Source organism: Haladaptatus salinisoli (assembly GCF_020614375.1).
In the GTDB taxonomy this organism is placed as follows: domain Archaea; phylum Halobacteriota; class Halobacteria; order Halobacteriales; family Haladaptataceae; genus Haladaptatus; species Haladaptatus salinisoli.
Map to the genome: position 1 here is coordinate 367,547 of NZ_CP085328.1, position 17,582 is coordinate 385,128.

Annotated in this window: 16 protein-coding genes and 1 pseudogene; 13 read left to right on the forward strand and 4 right to left on the reverse strand. The window is 55.5% G+C overall.

Annotation, left to right across the window (positions count from 1 at the left end):
• The first annotated feature begins 276 nt into the window (after window positions 1–276).
• Both LIX00_RS17485 and LIX00_RS17490 read left to right on the forward strand, forming a co-directional pair.
• Window positions 277–762 carry a gamma carbonic anhydrase family protein gene (locus LIX00_RS17485; protein WP_227355827.1) on the forward strand — a complete coding sequence of 162 codons (486 nt, stop codon included), beginning with the start codon at window positions 277–279 and terminating at the stop codon, window positions 760–762.
• Window positions 763–1,088: 326 nt separating this feature from the next.
• A complete protein-coding gene (locus LIX00_RS17490) occupies window positions 1,089–1,412 on the forward strand; it encodes a hypothetical protein (protein ID WP_227355828.1) in 324 nt (107 codons plus the stop codon).
• Window positions 1,413–1,499: 87 nt separating this feature from the next.
• On the opposite strand, the gene LIX00_RS17495 is transcribed toward LIX00_RS17490, so the two are convergent.
• Window positions 1,500–2,729: an FAD-dependent monooxygenase gene (locus LIX00_RS17495; RefSeq protein WP_227355829.1), complete on the reverse strand. Its 1,230-nt coding sequence runs from the start codon at window positions 2,727–2,729 to the stop codon at window positions 1,500–1,502.
• A gap of 278 nt (window positions 2,730–3,007) precedes the next feature.
• On the opposite strand from LIX00_RS17495, the gene LIX00_RS17500 reads away from it, so the two are divergent.
• Window positions 3,008–4,468: a YjiH family protein gene (locus LIX00_RS17500; RefSeq protein WP_227355830.1), complete on the forward strand. Its 1,461-nt coding sequence runs from the start codon at window positions 3,008–3,010 to the stop codon at window positions 4,466–4,468.
• A 101-nt stretch (window positions 4,469–4,569) separates the two neighbouring features.
• On the opposite strand, the gene LIX00_RS17505 is transcribed toward LIX00_RS17500, so the two are convergent.
• Window positions 4,570–4,752 (reverse strand): universal stress protein, encoded by a 183-nt coding sequence (locus LIX00_RS17505; protein WP_227356169.1) that lies wholly within the window; start codon window positions 4,750–4,752, stop codon window positions 4,570–4,572.
• A gap of 488 nt (window positions 4,753–5,240) precedes the next feature.
• Between LIX00_RS17505 and LIX00_RS17510 the strand changes: the two genes are divergently transcribed.
• From LIX00_RS17510 to LIX00_RS17530, 5 genes are all read left to right on the forward strand, one after another.
• Entirely contained in the window at window positions 5,241–6,575 is a 1,335-nt protein-coding gene (locus LIX00_RS17510; RefSeq protein WP_227355831.1) for a CoA-binding protein, read from the forward strand.
• Between the two features lie 896 nt (window positions 6,576–7,471).
• A complete protein-coding gene (locus tag LIX00_RS17515) occupies window positions 7,472–8,233 on the forward strand; it encodes an IclR family transcriptional regulator (protein ID WP_227355832.1) in 762 nt (253 codons plus the stop codon).
• Between the two features lie 500 nt (window positions 8,234–8,733).
• Window positions 8,734–9,165, forward strand: a complete 432-nt coding sequence (locus LIX00_RS17520; RefSeq protein WP_227355833.1) for an MOSC domain-containing protein — start codon at window positions 8,734–8,736, stop codon at window positions 9,163–9,165.
• Window positions 9,166–9,167: 2 nt separating this feature from the next.
• A complete protein-coding gene (locus tag LIX00_RS17525; RefSeq protein ID WP_227355834.1) occupies window positions 9,168–9,437 on the forward strand; it encodes a hypothetical protein in 270 nt (89 codons plus the stop codon).
• Between the two features lie 285 nt (window positions 9,438–9,722).
• Complete coding sequence (locus LIX00_RS17530) at window positions 9,723–10,817, forward strand: transposase (protein WP_368410758.1); 1,095 nt, start codon at window positions 9,723–9,725, stop codon at window positions 10,815–10,817.
• On the opposite strand, the pseudogene LIX00_RS17535 reads toward LIX00_RS17530, so the two are convergent.
• Window positions 10,817–11,206: pseudogene (locus tag LIX00_RS17535) on the reverse strand (sulfatase-like hydrolase/transferase); the annotation flags it as partial. The gene LIX00_RS17530 and the pseudogene LIX00_RS17535 sit on opposite strands and share 1 nt — an antisense overlap.
• A 439-nt stretch (window positions 11,207–11,645) precedes the next feature.
• On the opposite strand from LIX00_RS17535, the gene LIX00_RS17540 reads away from it, so the two are divergent.
• Together LIX00_RS17540 and LIX00_RS17545 are read left to right on the forward strand one after the other, a co-directional pair.
• Window positions 11,646–12,440 (forward strand): IclR family transcriptional regulator, encoded by a 795-nt coding sequence (locus tag LIX00_RS17540; protein WP_227355836.1) that lies wholly within the window; start codon window positions 11,646–11,648, stop codon window positions 12,438–12,440.
• A 22-nt stretch (window positions 12,441–12,462) separates the two neighbouring features.
• A complete protein-coding gene (locus tag LIX00_RS17545; RefSeq protein WP_227355837.1) occupies window positions 12,463–13,206 on the forward strand; it encodes a sugar phosphate isomerase/epimerase family protein in 744 nt (247 codons plus the stop codon).
• A 102-nt stretch (window positions 13,207–13,308) separates the two neighbouring features.
• Here the strand turns inward: LIX00_RS17545 and LIX00_RS17550 are convergent, their stop codons facing one another.
• Window positions 13,309–14,442 carry a hypothetical protein gene (locus LIX00_RS17550; RefSeq protein ID WP_438267079.1) on the reverse strand — a complete coding sequence of 378 codons (1,134 nt, stop codon included), beginning with the start codon at window positions 14,440–14,442 and terminating at the stop codon, window positions 13,309–13,311.
• 249 nt (window positions 14,443–14,691) lie between these two features.
• On the opposite strand from LIX00_RS17550, the gene LIX00_RS17555 reads away from it, so the two are divergent.
• The 3 genes from LIX00_RS17555 (at window position 14,692) to LIX00_RS17565 (ending at window position 17,546) form a co-directional block, all read left to right on the forward strand.
• On the forward strand, window positions 14,692–15,474 hold the full coding sequence (locus LIX00_RS17555) for a class I fructose-bisphosphate aldolase (RefSeq protein ID WP_227355839.1): 783 nt from the start codon (window positions 14,692–14,694) through the stop codon (window positions 15,472–15,474).
• A 59-nt stretch (window positions 15,475–15,533) separates the two neighbouring features.
• Complete coding sequence (locus tag LIX00_RS17560) at window positions 15,534–16,604, forward strand: zinc-binding dehydrogenase (protein WP_227355840.1); 1,071 nt, start codon at window positions 15,534–15,536, stop codon at window positions 16,602–16,604.
• A 99-nt stretch (window positions 16,605–16,703) separates the two neighbouring features.
• The gene (locus LIX00_RS17565; RefSeq protein ID WP_438267080.1) at window positions 16,704–17,546 is read left to right on the forward strand and encodes a sugar phosphate isomerase/epimerase family protein; all 843 of its coding nucleotides are present in this window, start codon (window positions 16,704–16,706) and stop codon (window positions 17,544–17,546) included.
• Window positions 17,547–17,582: the final 36 nt, after the last annotated feature.

Below are 17,582 nucleotides of genomic sequence, written 5' to 3' on the forward strand. Positions count from 1 at the left end.
GTGTCGAGCTACTCGCCCGCGGGCTTCCACCAGTTAGTAGTCTTCGCCGCAAGCCATTTTTTGGTCTTGGCGATCTGACAGTGTCCCTAAAGACAGTTGAAGCTCGGTCCCGCGGCGTTTTGTTTCACTTCACCCCTTCTCGCATTGTGCCGCATCCGCCTCGATCTCCGCTTTTGCGACCACCTCCTTCGATTTAGTCACGACTGTGAGGGTGGTTTCGGTGAAATATAGACGCAGTCGGTGAAGTTAGGTCGTTGGATAGTTATGTGGACGACCATGCAAGAGGAATTCGAAGGGATGGCCCCGACGATTGCCGAGAGCGCGTTCGTTTCGAAGATGGGTTACCTCGTCGGCGAGGTATCGGTCGCCGACCGAGCTAGCCTCTGGCCCTTCGTCTGCTTACGCGGTGACCGTGCTCCCGTCCACGTCGGAAAAGAGACGAACGTCCAAGAGTTCACTATGCTCCACGGAGCGGAGTTGGGAGACGAAGTCACGGTCGGTCACGGCGCGGTCGTAGACTTTGCAACGGTTCAGCACCATTCGCTCGTCGGAATGCAGAGCGCCATTCTTCGAGGGGCGATTGTGGAATCCAACTGCATCGTCGCTGCGAACACCGTCGTTTTGCAGGATCAAATTATCCCAGAGGGACATCTGGCGTATGGGACGCCCGCGGAAACTAAGCCACTTACCGAAGATCAATTGGAACAAATATCGCGTACTCACGAACACTACGTCGATCTCGGTCAGCGGTTCAAATCGTAATTATCAGTCAATCTCAATAACTTCCTAAAAAGGCTTACAAAAGCATGGGGCGAAAGTCCGCGGCTTTAGTCTTCGTCGGCGACGAATATTCGACGGTCGATTCGATGATGCCCGAGGTTATGACGGTCACTACTGAATCGGTGAGAACTCCCAAACTACCGTAGTACGTTTCAACAGTGGCCCGCGAACGATACGACTACTGCACCCAACAAACGAGGGAGTGCGATCGGGGAAATGCATCTTCTCATCGGGAAACTCTCGCCTCGTCACAGTCCTGACGATCGGGAAGAGGGTGGATTTACAAGGTCTCGACATCGAATGAGTTCATGGTGTCAGAGACAGACATCGAAGCGGCCGCCGAGCAGCGTAACGACCTCCCAGACGCTGACGACGTGTACGATCGCAATGAGGAGATTCCCATCACCGAACTGTTTGACGCGGTGTTCGTACAGAGCCACACCCAGTTCGAATCGTTCGACGAACTGGTCGCAGCGAGTCCCAGTAATGCCAATTCTGCCGACGAACTCGAAACGGTTCCCCACAAGGCATGGGACGAGTTCGTTGCCCAAACAACCGACTTCGAGGACGAAGAAGCGCTAGTGATGGCTGCCCGAGATCACTGGGTTAGCAAGAAATTGGATCTGGTCTGAACTGGTTACTCTATTCGTCGTGTCTTCGTTGACGAACCGATCGGTTCACTATCTTAAGCGCGAGAAAAAGCCGTCACCGGATGTAATTCAGTAGTTCCCGGTCGAAACGATTGGCGGGGTTCCGTGAGGACCGTACGGCGCATCGTCAAGCCACTCGCCGGCGGTCTCGAAGTGATCCGCCAGCGAGGCGGCTGCTTCCTTCCGCAGTATCGTCACCGGGCTGTCGCCTTGGAGGTACTCCAGCGCCTGACCGGCCGCGTTGAGATTGAACTCGGCGGCCTTTTCGCGGCGAGCCGCGTACAGCTCTACCTCGTCACGGATGACGGCGTCGGTTGTAGCGTTGATCGCGGCCGCAATAGCCGAGGCCGCCTCGTCCGCATCGGCAATACCGGAGTTCATACCGCGAGCGCCGAACGGTGCTAGCAGATGGGCCGCCTCTCCGGCGAGTAAGACACGGCGGTGTTCATCCACGAAGGTATCCGCCATCACCTGGAGGAAGTAATAGCTCGAGACCCACTGCAGGTTATCCTCATAGCGCTCGCCCATGATGTCGCGGACGAACTTACGCATCCGTTCGTCGTTGCTGAGTTCTTCGGGGTCGTCACCTTCGATACACTGAATGTCGAGCCTCCAGCCGCCGGTGAACGGAACGAGCAGCACGTTCCGACCGTCGGCCTCCGGGGCATCGTAGTGGAACACTCGCTCGAGTGGCAGCGGGTCATCGTCGACTTCCCCGACGTCTGCAATGATGAATGCGTTCTCGGATTGATCTCCTTCGAAGTTTGCGCCAATTTCATTGCGGACGGTTGATCCACCACCATCGGCACCGACCAAGAATTCGCCCGCCCACTTGCGACCGTCAACCGTTTCCACATGGACGCCGGTGGGAGATGTCTCCACCGTGTCGACCTCGGCATCCCAGTAGATATCGATCCCAGCCTCGTTTAGCGCGTCATGCATGTACTCTTCGGTCACGACTTGCGGGACACTGGTGAAGTGAGGGATGTCGCCTGAGCCGCCGGGTGAGCTGTATGTCCGATCGAACACTTCCTTCCCGCGGAAAAGCGTCCGTCGCGTCGGCCAGACGAGTCCTTCGTCGACGAGGTCGGTTCCGAGCCCTGGATGAATTCGCTCGAGCGTTCGGAGCGTTGACCCATGAACGTATATGGCGCGACTTCCGGATCGGTCACGATCTTCAGACTCGGCTTCGAGGATCGTCGCCTCCACTCCGCGCGCGTGCAATGCTAATGCCGTTGTCATCCCAACCGGGCCAGCACCGGCTATCAGTACGGGCTCAGCTGTCGTCTCACCGCTCATAGGCGTACCGTTGGAGTAAATAGCCATAACAGTTGTGGTCACAACATCCGTCGGGTCTCCCGCTTTCCGGTAAAGGTTCCGTTCCAAAACGCACGCGAGCGTGGCTTTTCAGGCCAACCCGTCTCGTGAAGATGCGTCTTTATTACATTAGATAGGGTTAGATAACATGGCATGCTTATTTTATGTATTTATATGATAGGCCTTAAAACGTACCTATCAGAGGCTAAACTAGCTATTTGACCGGTATTTTTATTGCCCATGAAAAATACGGTCAAATCATGTTCGGTAGCACCGCGTGGGAGAATGACGAGCACGCATCCGGCGATAGCGCTGAAGCAGGCACGAAAACCATCAAGGATGTTAGCCTCGTAAAAAAGCGGCCGAAGCCGGTATTGAAATTCGTGCTCGCATTCGGCATCGGCTCGTTCTTCTTCCTATTCCCGGTACAGTGGAACGGTCAAACTACGATTCCACTCGACGTGGTAGTCAGCATCATTCTGGAAACGTTCCCAACCCTCATCGAGTACTTTACGTTCGGTCTGATACTCGCTGGCAGTGTTCTGACGACCGTCTCGATGGTCGACTATCACGGGATCGTGTCGATTGGCGAAGGAACAGTCGATCGATTCGAGCTGGATTACTGGCAGACGTCGAATATTTTTTGGGCGTTCCGGATTCTCGGAGTTTTCCTCGCGATACCTATCCTTGTCGGGAGCGGTCCTGAATGGCTACTCAGCGAGAAGACATCAGGTATTGTCTGGGGAGGTCTCCTGTTGACGATTGCGCTCGTGATTCCGATCGGCGCCGTGTTCGTCAACTTACTCGCCGAACTCGGCGGACTACAATTCGTCGGCACGCTCTCCCAGCCTGTGATGAAGCCGGTGTTCAATTTGCCCGGCCGTGCAGCGCTTGACAGTGCGGCATCGTGGCTCGGCTCGTTCAGTATCGGCTACTACCTCACGCGAAACGTGTTCGACCGCGGCGGATACAACAAACAAGAGGTCTTCGTCATCTGCACCTGCTTCGCTACCGCGAACTTAGGAACGATCGGAGCGATCGCCGCTGTACTTGAGATTCTTCACGTCTTTCCGATCGTCGTCCTCCTGTACCTGCTCAGCGTGATCTTTACGGCGATCATTCTCGTTCGAGTCCCACCGCTTTCGACCGTTCCCGATGAATTTGTCGCGGAACCCGATCCGGAACCGGAATTTAACGGACCTGTCGTTGACTACGTCCGATTTGCATTCAACGAGGCCGTCAGAACTGCCGAAGAAGGCGCCTCAATACCACGATCTGCGATTGAAGGTCTCATTGACGGGCTAAAACTGACCGGGATGATGCTCGGTACGATTCTCACGGTCGGGATGACTGCCGTAGTTCTCAACGAGTATACGTCGGTATTCGAGGTACTGGCGACACCGCTTGTTCCCGTTCTGTCTGCGTTCGGTATTCCAGACCCACAGATGGCCGCTACGTCGCTGATCCTCGGCGGTGCGGAGATGTTCATCGGCGCAACGTTCGCAGTCGGAACTGCCCTAATTACGAGGGTCTACGTCGTAATCGTGGTGAGTGCGCAAGCGATCTTCTTCGCCGCGTCGGCTCCGATGATGGTGGATATGTTCGACGATATCCCGATTCGATTCCGAGATCTCTTCGTATTATTTGTGATGCGGACTGCTCTTCTCATCCCAATCGCTGCAGCCCTAGTTCATGCTGCGGTATTCGTCGGACTCATATAATTCGAAATAACGCCTCACTTTCGGTCGAACGTACTCCGAGTCAACCACATGAGCGACTATCCGAGTACAGGAGATGCCGGTGAAGAACTGACTTGTTCGATCTATCCGTTCGCAGAGCAGAACAGTACTGGCAGCTTCGAACGGAGCGTAACTTGCTGAGCAATGCTACCGAAAAGGACTTTCCCCGTCGGCGATCGTTTTCGACCGGCGATACTAATCATGTCGGCGTCGACGTCGGCAGCCGTATCGAGGACGTTCCGTACGGGATCGCCGCTTGACTGGATTACCTCGACGTCGAATCCCGCCTCCGCTAGTTCCTCAGTTGCGTGGGTAACAGATTTGAGGCTACTGGCGTCTAAATCGTCCCCGTCGGCACGGAGACGTGGTAGACGAGAATTCGAACGTCATCCGTTTTGAGCGGCAATGTAGTGATTGACGCTACTTGGTTCGATACTCGTTCGACGTTGGTGTCGGCGCATAGTAGTATCGTCATCATTGGTAGTCAAGTTGACGTTTGAAGACGAGCTTCGTCACTGCGCCAGGTACGTCCTGCCGAACCCAGCTTGGCGATAGTTCGATCGATCCTATCTCCTCTGATAGTTCTCTCACTGGTACCTCACTCGATCGTGATGAACCCCCGACCCCGATCGAGTTGCTCGCGCACGCACTTCCACGGTGATCGCCACGAGAATTGTGTTAGCCAAATCACATTCAACTGGCGAGGGCATACAAAACCCCGAATCTTATAGTACAACAGTCAGTCTCTCCTCACATGAGCGTATCAGCTCTATTCGACCCAGACGGCATTGCCGTCATCGGAGCGTCGAAAACACCGGGGAAACTTGGGAACGATGCGATGTCCAACGTCGAAGCTTGTGACACCGAGATCTACCCCGTAAATCCCTCAAGTTCTGGAACCGTTTTCGGGTACGAATTCGTCGACTCAGTTCACGAAACTGACGCAGATCTAGCGCTCTGTTGCGTTCCGGGACACCTACAGCCGGACGTGCTCGAAGAATGCGGCGAAGCGGGCGTCAGTGCCGCCGTGATCTTCGCTGGCGGGTTCGCAGAGGCCGGTAACGATGGGCGAGAACTCCAAGATGCGATCGAGAAGATCGCGAACGAGTACGAGATTACCGTGCTCGGACCGAATACGGCGGGGTACGCGATTCCACATCTCGATCTATACGGGTCATTCGTTCCTCGTATTCGCGAGGTTCAAACCGGAAATATCGGCGTCGTTACCCAGAGTGCCGGCGTCGGCATCACTATGTCCTTCCAACTGACCCGCGAAGGCTACGGTATCTCGGCGATGTTCGGACTTGGAAATCGGATGAACACGGGATTCGCCGACATAATTCCGATGCTCGATACCGATTCGCGAACCGATTCAATCGTCATACACGTTGAGGGGACGGAGGACGTTGACGAACTCTTCGACGTCTGCCAAGCGGCCGACACTCCCATTGTCGCGTTCAAAGTCGGCGAACACGACATTGCTGACTTCGCTCAGGCACACACAGCGGCTCCGGCACAAGAGAATGCCATCTACGAGGATGGATTTAACGAGCCTGGCTTGGTGACTGTGTCCTCGATGACTGAATTGATCGACGCCGGTAGAGCCTTGGCCGACTCGCCAACGCCTGACGGCCCGAACGTCGGGATCGTGACGGCCCAGGCTGGGCCAGGGATCATTATTACGGATTTCCTCAAAGGAACAGAAGCGACCTTTCCAGAGCTGACGAGCGAGACACAAGAACGGCTGAACAACCTCTTACCCGGAATTACGTACACAGAGAACCCTGTCGACACTGGCAGACCGATGCCCGAGTTCGGAAAGGTCGTTGACGCCGTCGCGCGCGACGGCAATGTCGATATCGTCCTCGTCTACGAGATATACGAGGACTCGCTGGGCTACCCTGTAGACGAGCTAGAGATACTCTCGACGGAGGTCGGCAAGCCGATTCTTTTCACGGTCGCCGGCCCCGACCATGCTCTCGAGGACGAACGGCGACAGATGGAGAACGCCGGAATCCCGACGTTCAACGCGCCTGAGCGCGGAGCGCAGGCTGTTGCAGCGCTCATCGACTCGATTTCAGAAAACTAGTTAGTACAGTTTAAGAAGTGAGGCGGTCATGCGGATGGCTGGAATGAAACCCGCCGACCCGCTTAGAGAAATACTACGGCTAAGGAATTTTAGCAGCGAGAACAGACGGCGACGCCCGTCACGGTGTTTGCTGTCCGCCCGCCCTTCGCAAGGTTAACGGTCAGGAAACAGCCCTATTCCGGAGCCTTCCCGTACCAACCGGTTTCATCTGTTAGTCCTATTTTCGATCCATCGGCTGATCGACAGTGAGCCTGGTACGCCGATATCTCAGTCGAGGGCTTCTATCAATAGGATTCTGTCTTGGAGTGGGCAGAATCCTGTCCAGATTGGTGGAACTTTCCCTGTTGCTCTTGCTTTTCTAAGCTATTTGCGAGATAATCGAAGTCAGTGGTAGCAAGCACACGGCTGCGTAATCTGATAAAGACAAAATTTCCTATTTGTTATGGTCATTAGAAATCCAGCATTACAGTAATAGGTTTGTAATGCGACTGTGCTGTAAGCGATATTATCTTACACTCCAATTAAATAATTATAAAAATATCAATCATTATTAGGATAGTTTCATGGCGACATATATTCATGGTTTCTGGTGGATACTTACTAGAAACAAAAGATGGTACTCAGAAGCTGCTTTGTAAACATCAAAACAGTAGAAACCAATAGTCTCCGACCTTGGAGTTGCGCTCTCTTAATTTTCGGTATAATCGCAACCTATGTCTTTTATGAGGTGATACTCACTAACGTATTTATCGCCATTGTACTACAGCGTGGCCAGTAATGTCGAAATCGTCAAATTTGTGTGCTGTTGCCATACAAACCAGCTTGAGGTGGAATAGAACGCCACCTATTGCGGAATAATCGCAAACTACAAGTAACCTTTTCAATAGTATCATCATATGCCGCACAACGCTCCACCGCTCAAAACAGTCCAAAGAGCGTTCGAGATCATTGAAATCCTCTGGGGGCAGTCCGGTGCTACCCCGTCGGAACTGGCAATACAGTTGGATGTGCCACAAAGCACCATCTACGATTATCTTCAAACTCTTCAGTCGATGGGGTACGTCAAACGGGTCGATGGAGAATATCGGTTGAGCTATAAGCCGCTCACTATCGGAGGACGAATCAAGTATCGGAGCCGTTTGTTTAGGGTTGCGCAAAGCGAACTCCAACAAGTAGTCGCAGAGACCGGTGAAGTGGCGGACATCAACGTTGAGGATAACGGACAGGCAGTTATTCTCCACTACGAACGTGGCGAACAATCGCTCGATCTCGGTATGTATCCTGGAATGCGGACACCGCTTCACACTCACGCCGCTGGGAAAGTGATCCTGGCGCACCTCCCCGAAGTCCGTGTTGATGATATTATCGATAGGCACGGACTCGAGTCAATGACTGACCAGACAATTACCAGCGTTAAAACCCTCAAGGATGAACTCGAAGAAATACGGACAGATGGATTTGCTATGGACTGGAATCAACAAGTCAGCGGCATGGGTACTATAGCTGCTCCGATTCTCGTCGATGGCGATATTCTGGGCGCCATCAGCATAGTTGCGCCGAGCGACCGTGTCCAGAACGAACCGTATCAGGAGCAACTCCAACAGAGGGTTCGCGAGGCCTCAAGTACGATATCGATTAACTATCAGTACAGCCAATGACGGCACTTTTCAGGTGTCGGTTTAATGTATTAATTCGATGGTCGTCTTAGATATCTATAAGAAGAAGAATCAGTTGGAGTTCGAACTCGGACGGTTCGAGTCAGATCTTGAGAACGTGGAAGAAGAAATCACGTCCATCGGATCGCGACGCTCGCCGACTATTTTAGCGAGCGCGCGGATTATCTCATCGCCGCGCTACTGCCAGAGGCCGCTGCGGTCCTGGACGAGAAGTACGAGCGGGTGAAACCACAATTTGGTCGGCAAAGCACGAACTGTACAAGTACAATCTGCGGCAATAGATGAGACCGCGAATCTCATTGCATACGATAGTGGTAGATTAGCTCTTGTTCGCTGGAGTCAACTGTGGTTTGAATCGGCTTCGCGAATCACGGATGTCTCATTTTTCCTTTCAAAATATATAACATCTATGTTCACGAAGCAAATTCATGGGAACTGGTAGAGTTACGCAGCTCCACATTGCTCCCGATAGTGGTGAACCGATGCAAGCACGAGAAACCGTCGACGCGGTCGCCGAACGCGGACTCCGTGGCGACCGGTATTTCGAGGGGCGTGGTTTGTGGAACTTTCTCGACGAGGATCCGAACCGAGAGGTACAGGAAGCGAGCGATATCACCTTCATCGAAGCCGAAGCGCTGGCAGCAGTCGAACAGGATGCCGGAATTGAGATTCCGATGGGCGCACACCGTCGAAACGTGACGACACAAAATGTCCCGCTCAACCACCTCGTGGACCAAACATTCACGGTCGGTGACGCCATCTGTGAGGGAATCCAGCTGTGTGAACCGTGTGGGTATATGCAGTCGCTCGTCGGAGAGGAGGGACTCTCGAAAGCGCTCGTCCACCGTGGTGGGCTTAATGCGACTGTCGTCGAGTCTGGTCCGATCGCCATCGATGACGAGGTTCGGTGGTAGCCATGGTTGTCATCGAGTTGGAGGAATCCATTTCCGTTGAAATGACGACGGGGAATTCAAAGCCGTGCAAGTATACGGTTATGTGCGAGGGTGAACAGGTCGCCCAGTACGAAACCAGCGCGGATCCGCGAACGGCGGGCGGTCGTGTTGGGCTTCGAAACATCGTCTGTAGGCATGTATCCGGTGTCGATAAAAACGCGATTGACAAGCGGCTATCGACTGAAATATCGCAAAATGCCGAGGCACTGTCGAACGAATTCGGGTCGAGATAATACCCGTTCTCTTCGCGGTAGTGTTTGCAAGGCATACTTTTTTGCCCTCTTCTGATTCTATCCGTTGTTTGAGGGATAACGCTCTTCGAATAGTACTCAAGAGATTTGCACGAGTTCAGTACACCGCTTTTTTCGGTAAGCCACCCTCTTCTTGGTACGCAACTTCATGCGCGTCGAATCTCGGTAGGCGAGTGACGAAGATAAATGAGTCATTGCATCTAGATCGAGTGTCTGACTGCGGATGAATAGTGTATTTTTGAGCCCTCAAAACCGTATTTCGGGCGAATGGTCTCGACACGATTGTCACGGCGTGAGGTTTTCCGAACAATCGCGATGACATCGTACCGTGAGTGGCCAGCCTACGATTTGACACCATTGTACGACCGAAGTTCGCTTGGTGCTCTCAAAGAGGACGTTCGAACCGTCGCGAAGGTCTGGTTTGAGCACGACGCTCACAAAGCAATCGAGCGCTTCGTGTCTGATCTTCCATTGGCGTACGTCAAGTTCCGGCCCCATGATCGGTATACTGGATCGACACAGTACAACATGGTCTTACTGATGCGGCTATTTCTCCTCAAAGAACTCCATGGCTGGAATCACGAGACAGCACTCGTCGAGTATCTCCAGCAGCGACCATCGCTGTGCCATCGTCTCAATCTTGAATCGATACCCGACCAATCGACGCTGTGGCGAAGCTGGCAGTATCGATTTACCACGGACCTCAAAGCCACGATCAAGACAGCCGCGAAGACGATCCTAATCAAGGCCGACCAAGCGGGCGTAACAATCCCGCGAGAGCCACCGGATACCCATACACGTCACGAATCAGATGAAGAACCAACACTTGATGGACGAACAGTTCTCGATCAAGTTCAGAAGATCACAGAACACATCGGCCAAATCGTCTTTCCGGGCTATTCGTTGGATCGGGGCGAAGCCTGTGAGATTCACGAGCACGCATTCTGGGACCTCCAGACCTATCTCGATCTCCGAGAAAATCTGGCAGCGAATGAAGGCGCACGTAGCTTTGTCTATGAGTCACAGCGTGACCGGACACCGCTGGGACACACTCACCGCGAACATCTTCGGAATTTCTCCGTTGACCGGATTCGTGAGATGTATCACCAGTCCCTCGACCGACTGTTAGAACGAGTAGCCGACACGAAGGAATTCCATCGAGCGGAAATCGTCGCAATCGATATCACTGAGGCCAATCCGTTTACTGGGGATCGCTCTGGCTACGAGAATGAGATCATCGGCACGAAAGAAGCGAGCGACCAGTCCTCCTCGGTGGCATGGTCTTCGAGCCACGCCTCCGCGTACGTGGAGACGTCGTCCACCCGCTCGAAACCGCGGCGGTCGGTATCCTGCCAGTCCTGAAATTCGTCAAGGACGTGCCATGCACTGTGTCTCGTCGGGAACGAACTGATCAGGGCGGTGTAGTGCCCGGCGTCTTGGAGGATAGCCGGGAGGGTTCGAAAAGTCTCTGTACCCGAAAATCCTCGCGTCTGACCGGTCGGCCGGATGTCGGCGTTCAGGTCGCCGTGATTGACAACACCGGTATGAATGCCGAATCGCCCCGTGAACAACGCCGTCCGCGAAGGGAGACAAGGCAAATCCGAGGCGTAGTAATTAGTGAGCCGCATTCCCTCGGCGGCGAGCGAATCAATGTGTGGCGATATGTCTCGATCGTAACCGTAACATCCTAGGTGGTCTGCTCGAAGTGGATCACAGTCGATGTAGATTACTCTCTTGATACGAACTACCACAGCAGAGTCCCATATGTATTCGGGTTACCAGATCGGTTCAATGTATCCGATCAGAGAACGAGTGCGGTTCGGTCTAGTTGGTTTTCTTCATATCGGGACAATTTATCATGAATTCAAACGTTTTTGTTCACCCTAGCTGAATACGTAGTCAGAAAGGCAGATAACGGTACGACGACGTGTTTACTTAGTGCAGATCACGAGTACTGTTCAGCGGTCTACCGATTACTTCCACTGGTAGTATAAAATATAATACAGGTAAACTATCATGTAAGATTCGGTTTTATCGGTCGAATCTCGTCCGCGTGACGGTCACGTACCAAGAAAAATATTCTGAGAGTTAGTTGTATTCCGTTGTTAACGATTGACATTCATCGCCGGGTTTGTGTTCGCCACGTATGAACAGATATTTGCTTCTCCCCTGTGTACTCCTGCGCCAGTCATGGGGGAACAGAAAAACATCGTCCAGGCCTCGACTACCACTCTTCAAATCGTGGTGGCGCTCAAACATCTCGAAGGAGCGGGTGTAACGAAACTGGCGGCACATCTCGGGCTCCCGAAAAGCACGGTACACAACCACCTCCAAACACTGTTACAGTCAGAGTTCATCGTTTTCGATGGCGAGAAGTATCGTGTCGGTCTGCGGTTTCTCGACTTCGGCGAGTTCGTTCGTGAGCGGATTCCGCTACTCGAAGCCGCGGCGGATGAACTCGACAAACTCGCCGAGGAAACCAGAGAACTTGCTCACCTGATGATTGAAGAGCACGGGCGTGGCGTTTATGTCTCGCAGGCGAAGGGTACTGACGCGGTGAACACAAGCATCCACGTCGGAAAGCGCGTTCACTTACACCAAACGTCGGCCGGCAAAGCAATCCTCGCACATACTCCCGACGGCGAACTCGACGAGATACTTAACAGTCATGGGTTAGAGAGTAAAACCCGAGAGACGATCACAGATAGGGACGAACTCGAGGAGGAGCTAGAGGCCGTCCGAGAACACGGATATTCATACGACGACGAAGAGTGGCACCGTGGCCTCCGCGGCGTCGCCGCACCGATTCGAGACATGGACAACAATGCCATCGGTGCCGTCAGCGTCGCGGCCCCACTCGGTCGCACACGAGAAGATCGCTACCGAACAGATCTCCCCGAAGCTGTGCTCAGCACCGCAAATGTCATTGAATTAAACATGGAGTACGAAGTTCGATCACCGCCGTTCCCAGGTAAAAACTATTAGCCCCGGCCGCTATCGTTCCCCTATGCGAACTGCTATAAATCTCTTCACACTCAGAGATATCGACGAACCACTCCCTCGCGTACTCGAACGCGTCGCCGATGCGGGCTATGACGGCGTCGAGTTCCTTCATCGCCTCCCCGAGGCGGATACCGAAACCGTCGTTCAGACGCTCGGCGAGCAGGAACTCGCTGTCCCCGGTGCTCACCTTGGCCCGTTCACGCCACTATCGGGACTTCCGGACGAACTTGAAGCGACGATAAATATTTACGATGCCGTGGATTGCGCAACACTCTCCATCTCCATCGACGAAGAGCATCTGGACTCATGGACGGAGGTTCGAAAGACTGCCTCACAACTCGAATCGCTGGCAGATCGAGCCAGGGAATATAATATCGACGTCCTCTACCACAACCATCACTGGGAGTTTCGGTCGCTTGACGAATCAACGCCGTTCGACCTTCTATTTAACGCGCTCGACGATCGGATCGGCCTTGAACTCGACGTCGGGTGGGTCGCCGCCGCCGGTGACGACCCCGTCGAACGCATCCACCGCCACGCCGACGAGTTATCGATACTTCATGTTAAGGACGTCGACACGGCCGAAAAGAAGTCTGTCGAGGTCGGTGCGGGCGACGTGAATCTCGCCGCGTGCATCGACGCTGCCCGCGCCGAGGGAGTGGAGTGGTTCATTTACGAGCACGACGAGCCCGATGACCCGGTCGAATCACTCCGCACCGGTGCCGAGTTCCTCGACAGGTTCCGCTGAACCCCCTTAGAACAAGATGTAGGAGTCATCGCGGATGTATGGCGACAAAATCATCAGTGTTCCGCGGGACGGCGGTACCGGGTTCGGTCTCCTTTCGGTTGGTTATGAGAGCGTCGACCATCCGAATAGCTCCTCGTAGCGGTCGACGAATCCAAGGAATTCATCGTACGTTGGCGGGTGGCCGTTTCGTACGAACCACCCGGCGACGGCGCTCCCGGCAACGAGTCGAGCACCACCGTCGATGTCGGCGAGCTCGGCGATGGCCAACCCGGCGTTGAAATGGTCACCGGCGCTGGTCGTAATCTCGGGTTCTGAGACGCGCGGAACCGCGACGCGATGTCGGTCGTCAGCGGTCGCCAGAACCGACTCCGACACCGTGTGAACGATGATTTCCGAGACCCCGAGTCGGTCTTGGAGTGCGGCGGCGACGTCGACCAGCGCGTCACCGTCAGCGTCGAGTTCGTTCGCAAGCCGAAGCGCCTCGGCGCGGTTCGCGCTCACCGTCACCGGAACGACGTCGTCGAGTGCGGATAGCGGCTCCACGCCTCGAATCAACGTCTCCGACGAGAGGCGCCGCACGTCCGCCGGGTCGACCAAGATGCGATTCGGCGGATCACGGAGACGAGGCCAGAGGTCACGGCGGAGACCCTCCCATATAGAGGGCATCTTCGGAATCGTCGCCCAGTAGCCGAGGCCGAGCAGTTCCGTTCTGTCGATCGACGCGGCCAGCGAGTTCAGTTCGACTGCTGAGCAGATGTGTTCCCAGTCGAGTTTTGCCAATCGCCGCGTGTCGCTCAGGAGCACTTTCCCGTCGTTGAACTCGACGGCGTCGGTGATCGGAGCCGAGCCGAGCGAGATCAATTTCGTCTGTTCGTACTCCCGGGTGAACGTCTCTCGTGGCGGCTCGCCGTACGTTCCGATGATCGTCGGTCGGTGGCCGAGGCGTTCCATCGCCCGACCGAGATGCGCTGTGTGGCCGCCCGCGCGTTTGCGCTCGCAGAACCATTCGATGCTACAGGAGGTATCTAGGGATGCGGCGTCGACGATCCGCGTCCCGAATTCCTCGAGCGTGTCCATTCGTTCGTAATCGTCGGGATCGAAGCGCGTTGCCACCGCCGTTCGGATGCGGTCGACGACACCATCGAAGCCGAACGCGACTTTCTGTTCTGCTAACGATGGCGGCAGAGCCTGACGACAGGCGTCAATATAATTTCGGGTTTCGGTATCGATACCCATAGTGACTAGTCGGTACTATGAAATCGTGCCGCGGTAACAAAACTATTGCTCTCTCGCAGCAATGTTGCCTTCTCGTCCAAAAGTTCATCTGTTTGATATAAAGGGTGATGTCGACAAGAAGCTAGAAATCCCTACCCCAATCGGCTAACAAAAGGGAATGTCGCCTTCGTCCCGGTCGGGGCCCCGAACTGTGAGGTAGGGACTAACCCAAACGGCTTTAGTATTGCCTTCAAAACGCTCATCCGTCAGATGCGTTCAGTAGTCGATACTCCGATCAGCCGAGACGGGCGGTCAATTATTATTGCAATGGATCACGGTCTCGAACGAGGACCGATCGTATTCGAAGATAATCCGGAGCGTGCTGATCCGTCGGCCGTGTTCGATATCGCGACCCACGACGCCGTCACTGGACTCGCCGTCCATCAGGGGGTCGCCGAGACGTACTATCCCTCTTACGACGACTCGGTGAACCTGGTCGCAAAACTGAACGGGAAGACAAGTATGGTAATGGGCGATCGCTACTCGCCGCCGATTTGGTCGGTCGAGAGTGCCGCGGAATTGGGCGCCGACGCGATCGGCTACACAGTCTACACCGGGTCGAACCGCGAGGCGGACATGTTCTCGGAGTTCGCCGCCGCCCGCGAAGACGCTCGTGACGCTGATTTACCGGTCGTCCTCTGGTCATACCCGCGCGGACAAGGCGTCAACGACCACAATGCCCCTGACACCGTCGCCTACGCAGCGCGGATTGGACTCGAACTTGGTGCGGATATGGCGAAGATAAAGTATCCCGGCACGCGCGAAGGTGTCGAGTGGGCCGTCCGCGTCGCGGGCGAACTTCCGGTGCTGATGAGCGGCGGTGCGTCGGTCAGCGAAGAGGCATTTCTCCGCGACGTAGCGACGTTCATGGCCGGCGGTGGAAAGGGGCTGACGGTCGGGCGAAACATCTGGCAGCGGGCGAACCCGACTGCAACGCTGGACAAACTCGAACGACTGGTGTTCGAGGACGCCACCGTCGAAGACGTGCTGTAGCACCGAAACGCTTCCCTCGAATCAGCAGCTATTTGTGGCGAGCAACTGTCGGCCTAGACATGAGTGAGCAAGCAACGACCGTACAGGTCGAGGAGCGCGCCGATCGGATGCAGGCGCTGGTCAATTACGAACCGGAGGGGGTCGAACTCCGCGAGGTCGAAGTGCCCGACCTCGGCGAAGCCGAGGCGCTAATTCGCGTCGAGGCGGTGGGAATCTGCGGTAGCGACATCCACCAGTGGCACGGCAGTCACAGCTGGGGGGTCAACTATCCGGTCACCCTCGGCCACGAGTTCGGCGGCGTCATCGAGGAGATAAACGGCGACGGTGAGTTCGAACTCGGCGATCGGGTCGTCTGCGAGACGGCCGCCGTCATCGACGAAAAATCGCCGCTCAGCCGTCAGGGGAAGTACAATCTCGACCCCGACCGCCTGGGCTTCGGCTACGGCGATGACGGTGCGATGGCGCGCTACGTCGCGGTTCCCGTGCGGTGTCTCCACCACGTCCCGGACGGACTGGCGTTCGAACGAGCCGCACTGACCGAACCGTGTAGCGTCGCCTACAACGCCGTCTGCCAGAACGCCGAAATCGACCCTGGCGACAGCGTCCTCGTCCTCGGTCCGGGAACGATCGGTCTGCTCTGCGTTCAGATGGCATCGCTTTCCGGCGCGAGCCACGTCATCGCCAACGGCCTGCCGGTCGACGAAGACCGCCTCGACGTCGCCGAAGAACTCGGCGCGACGGACACCGTAACCGACGACCCGTCTGAGCTGATAGCCGGTATCGGTGACGGTCTCGGCGTCGATACCGTGATCGATGCCTCGGGTCACTCCGCAACCTTCGAGACGGCGATGGACGCCGTTCGCCCCGACGGCCACATCACGAAGGTCGGTTGGGGGCCCCAACCCATGGAGTACAGTATGGACCCGGTGGTTCAGAAGGCGGTCACGGTACAAGGGAGCTTCTCGCATACGTGGCCGACGTGGGAGAAAGTGCTCACGCTGCTCAACACGGGCCAACTCGATGTCGAACCGATCGTCGATCGCGTCGCACCGCTGGAGGAGTGGCACGAGTGCTTCGAGGGGATGCACGACCGACAGTACATCAAATGCGTCCTGACCCCGAACCGATGAGCCGAACTCAATCACGAATCGAGTCGATGGAGGTGCCCGCCTGACATGCCCCTCGCCGCGTTCCCGAAGTGCTACCTCGGCCGGCTGGTGGACGGAGAGATGAGTCTCGAGGAATGGTTCGACGTCGCCGCCGACATCGACGTTGACGGAGTCGAGTTCTACTGGGGCATCACACCGGCGGACGACCGTGAAGAACTCGATCGCCTCAGATCAGCCGCAAGCGAGCGAGGACTTTCGATTCCGATGATGTGCTACTCTCCGGACTTCACACATCCCGACCCGGAAGTGCGACGGGAGGAGGTCAAACAAGAAAGACGAGCCATCGAAGCAACCGCCCGTCTCGGTGGCGGTTACTGTCGCGTGCTCTCGGGGCAGCGACGACCCGATGTTTCCCGAGAAGAAGGATTGACGTGGGTGAGCGACTGCATCGACGAACTGCTCTCTCACGCTGCCGACCACGAGGTAACGCTCGTCCTCGAGAATCACTACAAAGACGACTACTGGAACCACCCCGAGTTCGCCCAGCAGATGAACGTGTTCCTCGACCTGCTCGATCGCATCGACGAGAGCCCATGGTTCGGTGTCAACTACGACCCTTCGAACGCCATCATCGCCGGTGATGATCCGATTGAACTACTCGATGCTGTCAAAGAACGCGTCGTCACGATGCACGCTAGCGACCGATATCTCGAAGGCGGAACGGTCGAGGATCTCCGCGAGATGGAAGCCGAAGGCGGGGAGGGATACGCCGACATCCTCCAGCACGGCGTCGTCGGCGAGGGGATGATCGACTATGACGCCGTGTTCTCGCTCCTCGACGAGGCGGGCTTCGACGGCTGGATTTCCATCGAAGACGGGTACAACGCCAAGAAAGGGAAAGAGCATCTTGATCGTTCTGCGCGATTCCTCCGCGAGAAGATGGCCGAACACGGTCTGTCGTAGTTCCCGCAGACGGTCGCTCCAATGCGAAAAGCGCTT